At 37.7% G+C, this 7,603-nt stretch carries 4 protein-coding genes and 1 pseudogene; all 5 read left to right on the top strand.

Annotation, left to right across the window (positions count from 1 at the left end):
* Nucleotides 1–1,017, top strand: a pseudogene (locus H7254_RS04970) (glycoside hydrolase family 2); the annotation flags it as partial.
* A gap of 23 nt (nt 1,018–1,040) precedes the next feature.
* Nucleotides 1,041–2,129, top strand: coding sequence for a hypothetical protein (locus H7254_RS04965; protein ID WP_301931938.1), 1,089 nt, complete (start codon nt 1,041–1,043; stop codon nt 2,127–2,129).
* A gap of 16 nt (nt 2,130–2,145) precedes the next feature.
* Nucleotides 2,146–3,237 carry a hypothetical protein gene (locus tag H7254_RS04960; protein WP_301931937.1) on the top strand — a complete coding sequence of 364 codons (1,092 nt, stop codon included), beginning with the start codon at nt 2,146–2,148 and terminating at the stop codon, nt 3,235–3,237.
* A 26-nt stretch (nt 3,238–3,263) separates the two neighbouring features.
* Entirely contained in the window at nt 3,264–6,380 is a 3,117-nt protein-coding gene (locus H7254_RS04955; RefSeq protein ID WP_301931936.1) for a SusC/RagA family TonB-linked outer membrane protein, read from the top strand.
* Nucleotides 6,381–6,405: 25 nt separating this feature from the next.
* Nucleotides 6,406–7,603: RagB/SusD family nutrient uptake outer membrane protein (locus H7254_RS04950; protein WP_301931935.1), on the top strand; the 1,198-nt coding region annotated here is incomplete at its 3' end.

Raw genomic sequence — 7,603 nt, 5'->3', positions numbered from 1 at the left:
TTGAAAACAAGGGGTGCCAGTGGTTTCCAACTATTGGATTTGCATGATTTCCCTGGACAGGGAACTGCATTGGTTGGTATACTGGATGCGTTTTGGGAAAGTAAAGGTTTGATAACTCCAAACGAATTTAGACATTTTTGCTCTCCGGTGGTTCCGCTGATAAGATTTGAAAAAGCTACTTATACTAATGATGAAACTTTTACAGCATCTGTTGAAGTGGCGAATTTTAGTGCATCTTCCATTAAAAAGGCATCTGTAAACTGGCAAATTTCTACTGAATCAAAACAAGTAATTGCAAAAGGAAAATTCGGCCCATCAACCATAGGAATTGGTAATGGAATTACGCTTGGAAATATTACTGCAGTACTAAATAAAATTTCAACCGCACAAAAGTTAACCCTCACCGTAAGTATTGATAGTACTAATTACAGTAACAATTGGAATATCTGGGTGTATCCAAAAAAATTACCCAAAATAAATTCTGAGGTAGTTTTTACGACAGATTATACAACAGCAATCAATGCATTAAATGAAGGCAGAACTGTTTTACTAAATCCTGGTAAAGAAAAAATAAATGGAGTAGAAGGAAAATTTGTGCAGGTGTTTTGGAGTCCTGTTCATTTTCCTAATCAGCCTGGTACGATGGGGTTGTTGATTAATCCCGCTCATTCTGCTTTCGCCAATTTTCCTACGGATGAATTTACCAACTGGCAATGGTGGGACTTGTGTAAAAATTCTACAACATTGGTTTTAGACAGCATAGGAATCAATCCTTCTGCTATTGTGTTAAGAGACATAGATAACTTTTTCAAGAACCGAAATATGGCCAGCATTATTGAAGCTAAAGTGGGTAAAGGAAAATTACTTTTATGCACAATGGATATTCAGCATGATTTAGAAAAGCGGCCAGTAGCTGCCCAATTGAAATATAGTTTGCTGAAATACATGGAGGAAAACAAATTTAATCCCGTAACCAATCTGAATGAAAATAATTTGAAAAAGATAATAAAACAATGATTTCTTAAACTATAAAAACTACTATGATGAAAAAACGATTGCTCCCCATTTTGACGGGTCTTTTGCTGGTGTCAATAATAATGGTACAATGCAAAAAAAACAATGATGGTGTATTTGTGTTGAAAGCTCCCTCACAATCAATCACCTTTGCCAACGTGTCTGATTTTATAATTGACAGTACCGGTAAAACAATCAATTTACAAGCTAAAGTTTCATCGCCGGACGGCTTACAAAAAATTGAAATTATTTACCAGCCATGGAATATTTCAAAAACAATTCCTGTGTCTGGTAATGACTTTACAGTGAACGAGCCGCTGCTTATTCCCACCAATGCGGCATTGCAAATACATTCTATAACTTTAAAAGCTACAGATGCAAAAGGTGGCACCAATTCTACTGAAATTAAAATTGGCCTGCAGGATCTGAATTTTAATAAGGTTTATTTATCAGATGTTGCAAATGCTTCAAGCCTTGCAGGCAATTTATATGGTGTGCCGGCACCAATGAATAAAATAGCCTCACACACTTTTGAAATGATTTATTATGCAAAAACTTCCGGTGTTAAAATAAGGTTTATACCAAACAAAACAAGTTTTACGCCTATAGCAATTGGCACAGACCCAAACAATGTTTTAAAATTAATAACTGATGGTACTAAATCTTTACCGGTTACGCTAGGGGTAGCAGGTTATTATAAAATCACCATTAATACGTTACTGTTAAATTATACCGTGAAGCCATACACGCCAATAGGTACGGCACCAGCACAGGTGGCTTTTGTAGGCAGAGGGTTTTATGATTATCCCAATATGAACTGGCAGAATGCTTTACCCGATATTATTTTACTGGATAAAGACCCTGTAAATCCTTTTCTTTTTACAAAGACTCTTAAGTTGGGAACCCCTCCCGGCAGCACCTATGGTTCCGCCCAGTTTATTATGACCACCAATAATGGATGGACAGATTTTTGGCGGTTTGATGATGGCACAGCACCAGTATCAGCAGTTTTCAATGGTGGTGTAAATACAGAAATACCCATTACAACTACGCCCGTAACTTATCTTTTTGTGTTTGATGCTCAAACCAATCTTGTGCAGGCAATAAAACAATAACTATTAAATTAATTTTATGAGAAAATATATTTTCAATTCCGCAATGCTTTGTCTGGTTTTATTTATTTCAATACTCAGCAGTTGTAAAAAAAGTGACAGCATACCAAGCGCCGCAAACCCACCCAAAATTGTAATGAGCAATGACGTAATTATATCTTCACTGGGTGCTGATTTTTTTATGGAAGCAGACCTTACTGACGATGTTGGGTTAAAATCTTTTACTCTCCGGTATGATGACTGGTATTTATACAATGTTGTTTCTCTGGCAGATTCAGGTAATCCTAAAAGCTACCATGTTAAGTATAAATTTAAAATGCCTGATACCGCAGCAAATAAAATACATAGCATTACATTAACAGCAACAAACGTCGGAAATAATGCAACATCAAACCAATTTAAAGTTTTATTGAATTCAGATTTCCCAAAAATGTACCTGATAGAAAGCACCGACCCTTCAAAACTAACAAGTGATTTATTTGGTGTGCCAATGCTTGCAACAAAAACTTCGTCTTATAATTATGAAGTTACTTATTATTCGGCTGCGCCTAATTCACAAGTGTGGTTCATCCCAAGTAAAACAACCCTAAAACCATTTATGTATGGAAAAGACCCTGTTAATCCCTCAAAATTAACCGGAGATTTTACAAAGGCTCTGCCGATTGTGTTACCCAATATAGGTTATTACAAAATTTCATTTAATACATTGAATCTTGCTTTCACTACAACAGCTTTTCCTGCTCCAAATCCGTCAGGTGCTTTTGCACAGGTAGCTATTGTAGGTAGGGGTTTTTATGATTATCCTAATATGAACTGGCAAAATTCTTCGCCCGATATTATTCTACTAGATAAAGACCCTGTAAACCCATATCTCTTTACTAAAATACTCAAGTTAGGTACACCACCTGGCAGCACTTATAATACTGCGCAGTTTATCTTAACCACCAATAATGGCTGGACAGATTTCTGGCGGTTTGATAACGCCGGTGATCCTGACAATACCATATTTAGCGGAGGTGTAAATGCCGAATTCACAATCTCAACCACACCTGTTAACTACAAAGTAACTTTTGACAGCTATCTCAATAACTGCAAATTTGAACGTAAATAATAATTTAACCCAAAACGATGAAAGTTATGAAAAATAATATTTTGAAAAAAATGCTATTGATCTGTTTATGCAGTTCTGTTACCACAGTATCATGGGCGCAAAGCGCTGTGAAGGGGCTTGTAAAATCAATAACTGGAGACCCAATAAGTGGTGTAAGCATTTTACAAAAAGGAACAAAAAAGGGAACTTCAACAGGAACAGATGGAAGATTCTCCATTTCAAAAATTTCTGCCGGGACTATGCTGACGGTTACGTCTGTTGGTTATTATACAATAGAAATACCCGCCAAAGCAAATATGGAAATTGTGTTGTCGCCACAAGAAAATCAACTGACAGAAGTAGAAGTATCTGTTGATAAAGGATATGGCAAATCAAAAAGAAACGCCGTTACCAGTGTAATTTCTTCCGTTAAGGGAAGCGACCTTACAGGTATGCCTTCCACCAATCTTGGTTCAGTATTGCAAGGCAGGGCTTCGGGTGTGCAGGTAACCAACAGTGGTGGCAGCAATCCTCCCACGCAAAAAATATTAATCAGGGGCTTTACTTCCTTACAAAACAGTACCGACCCATTGGTAATTATGGACGGGGTAAACCTGGGAAGAACGGGTTTGAACTTTGTAAACCTAAATGATATTGAAACGATTGACATTTTAAAAGATGCATCCGGCGCAGCGATTTATGGTTCTGACGCATCAGGTGGCGTAATTATTATCACTACAAAAAAAGGCAGGTTAGGGAGGTTTCAGACGGACGCAGATGTATCGTACGGAAGCGCCTTTTATCAAAATCCGAAGCTGGCAGGTGCAGATGAATATATTGCTATTCAAAAAAGAAGAAACCCCGCTTATATAGCACCTGTTAATGTTGCCAACACAGATTGGTGGAATGCTACCATAAAATCTGCCAATCAAATCAATGCCAATTTAAATTTTTCAGGTGGTACTGATAAGCTTAGTTCTTTTGGCAGCATCGGGTATGTAAAAACTGATGGTAACTTTACTGTCGGCAATTCTTATTGGCAAAAAATACTGGCTCGTTTAAACCTTGATTTTACCCCAAAAAATTACTTAAAAATAGGCTTTACATTAAACCCGCGTTTTGAAAACTGGGAAAATCCTGGTGGAGGAGGTGACTTAATGCCTGTGGTACGCACAGAACCTACTTTACCTATTTATGTATCAAGACCTCAATACAATGAGTACAGCCAGTTTAGCCAAACAAGCATTGATAGAAATGTGAATCCGATTGCAGCTTTAACTAGAGGAAAGTTTAATAAAAATTATGCTATTGGCATTATTGGTTCTGCTTATCTTGATGTGTCGCCGATAAAAAACCTGCACCTGAGGAGCCAGATGAATATCAATACTACCCAAACTTATAGTGCCGGGTATACACCCAGATTTAATAATGGAAACCTTGATAGAAACTTTGACCCTGCAGATGTTTCCACTTTAAATAAATCTGACAACGCTTATAATAATTCAGGCCATTCATTTAACTGGATATGGACGCAGACAGCCAATTACACCTATACCTTAGCTGCAGACCATACCTTTGGTTTGTTAACAGGGTATGAAGCAAGAAAAGAATTTGGTGTTGGAAATTCGGCAGCAAGATACAAAAGTCAAGACCCAACAAACTCCGACTATTATTACCTCAATTACATGCAGGGCGATTTTATTTCCACCGGAGGTTATGAATACCAGGATACATGGGGTGCTATCTTCGGCAGAGTAAATTATAATTACAAAGAAAAATATTTTGCAGAAGGAATTTTAAGAAGGGATGTTTCAACCAGGTTTTATAACGAAAGTAAGTATGCTGTTTTTCCATCTGCATCAATTGGATGGATTGCCACAAATGAAAAATTTCTGCAATCATTTAAAAAATTAAATTACCTGAAAATTAGGGCCAGCTATGGACAAATTGGAAACAGTTCATTGAACGATCCGGCAGCTTATCTTAATTTTTTGAGCCCTTCTTATGGAAGCGTAAATGTTGCCACATTTGGTGACCCCCGAACAGGTTATCCAATATACACTGTTGCAAGGCCGGCGAACCCTAAATTAAAATGGGAAAGGGACATTGACAAAAATATTGGGTTTGATTCTTACTGGTTCGGCAATCAATTGTATGTAAATAGTGAATTGTATAAAAGAACTGCCAAAGATTTATTGTTTACTGATTATACCGGCAGGCCTGAATTAGGAATACCCGGCGGCCAAAAATTAAACCTAGGTCAAATTTCAAACAAAGGATGGGAAGCAACGATTGGATATAAGAGTAAACCTAAGAATAAATTAAAATTCGATGTGTCGGCCAATCTTTCTCAAAACACACCTTATCTTGACAGCTACGGTTTAACAGGAGATCCTGTATTGGGTGACGCACAGGGTGCATATAGGCTTACAGAAGAATTACAAGGCCCTTATACCAAATCTGAAATAGGACAGGAGATAGGAAAATACTGGGGCTATCAGGTACTAAATATTTTTCAAAACCAAACTGAAATAAATGCCTATACAGATAAAAGTGGCAACCTGATTCAACCAAATGCAAAGCCAGGAGATTTTAAATACCAGGATACAAATGGGGATGGTAAATTGGATGACAAAGACCGTGTATATCTTGGCAGCAGAAACCCTAAACTAGAGTTGGGGCTAAACCTAAAAGTAGAATACAAAGGATTTGATTTAGCAGTTTCTGGTTATGGAAGATTTGGCCATAAAGTATTATGGTTTGCAAAAAAATTCCTGAACCAGGGTGCACTTGGTGCCAATGTGTTGGCCGGTTCATTAAATAAAGCATGGAATGGCGAAGGGTCTACAAATTTATATCCCCGGTTTGTTCAGGATGGTGCTACACCGGATTTACTTCGCTTTAGTTCCTGGTTTTTGGAGAAAGGCGATTATTTCAGATTGAATAATATCCAGTTGGGCTATACCATTACTGAAAAATTAATTAAAGGAATCAGGAGGGCAAGAATTTATATCAACACACAAAATTTATTTACGTTTACAAATTATCCTGGTATCAATCCGGAGATTTATAATCCTGATTTGCCAATCAATGCAAATGGTGTAGATATTTCTCAGTACCCGGTTAAAAAAACAATCACTCTTGGGTTGGCTATTGGACTTTAATCATAAAAAAATAAAAAAATAATTTATGAAAAATAATTTTTTAAAAACTGCAACAACTTGCTTAGTTGTGACAGCAGTGATGGTTTGCATAAGCAGTTGCAAAAAAGATTTTTTTGAGAAAAAATTGTATGGAATACAAGATCAGGCAAGGACCATTAAAGATGAACCAGCCGCACTTGCACTGGTTAATGGTTGCTATGCTTTGGCAGACGGCACCGACTGGTACTCCGGGCCTTTTCAACGTCAGATGCTGGAATGCTCAACGGATGATGGTTGGGGTGGAAACGATTACCAGGACAGACCTACAGAGATTGGTACTATGGCATTTGGAAATGTGCTAAATGCAGACAATTCTTGGGCAAGGTACCTGTACGAAGTGCTATACCAGGGAGTACGAAATTGTAACAATACAATTAGTGTAATAGCTAAAGCCCCCATTACTGATGCGCTAAAAGCAAGGATTGTAGGAGAAGCTAAATTTTTAAGGGCTTATTATTATTTTGAGCTCGTAAAGAATTATGGAGATTGTGTATTGTACACAGATTTGCCTACAAGTGACCAGTTGATTCCACGCTCGTCTGCAAAAGATGTGTATGCACAAATTGTGTTAGATTTAAAAGCCGCAGCGGTTGTATTGCCCGATAAAGATGTTTATGCAGCACAGGATAAAGGAAGGGCTTCTAAAGGAGCAGCATTGGGCATGTTGGCAAAAGCCTATTTATTTATGGAAGATTATCCCAATGCAAAAGCTACCGCCAATCTTGTTATTCAATCGGGCAAGTATAGCCTTTTACCAAACTTTGGTGATTTATGGAAACCAAGCAACCCGTGGAGCAACGAATCATTATTTGAAATTGGTTATCAGCCTGACTCAAAATTTAGTACAGGCACAAGAGCCACTACTATGACGTGGGCCACCAGTGACGGTGGCTGGGGCTGGTTTGGGTTAACAAGTAATCTTGAAAATGCATTTAAAAATGAAGGCGATACAATCCGCAGGGGATATACTATTTTAAAAGAAGGGCAACCTGTAGCAGGTGAAAACCGGATTTTTCCTGCATATAATAACCAGCATACATCAGGCCGCCATTCAAGAAAATTATATGTGCCTATTGCAGAAAGAGGCGGCTTATATGGTAATCAGCCATATAATCAAATCATTTTAAGATATGCTGAAGTGCTATTGATTTATGCAGAAGCTGCCGCATTTAGCGGACAGAGTA

It is taken from the genome of Ferruginibacter sp., from assembly GCF_014377975.1.
Taxonomy (GTDB): Bacteria; Bacteroidota; Bacteroidia; order Chitinophagales; family Chitinophagaceae; genus Ferruginibacter.
The sequence above is the reverse complement of the archived record's forward strand: the minus strand, read 5'-3'. Positions and strand labels throughout refer to the sequence as shown.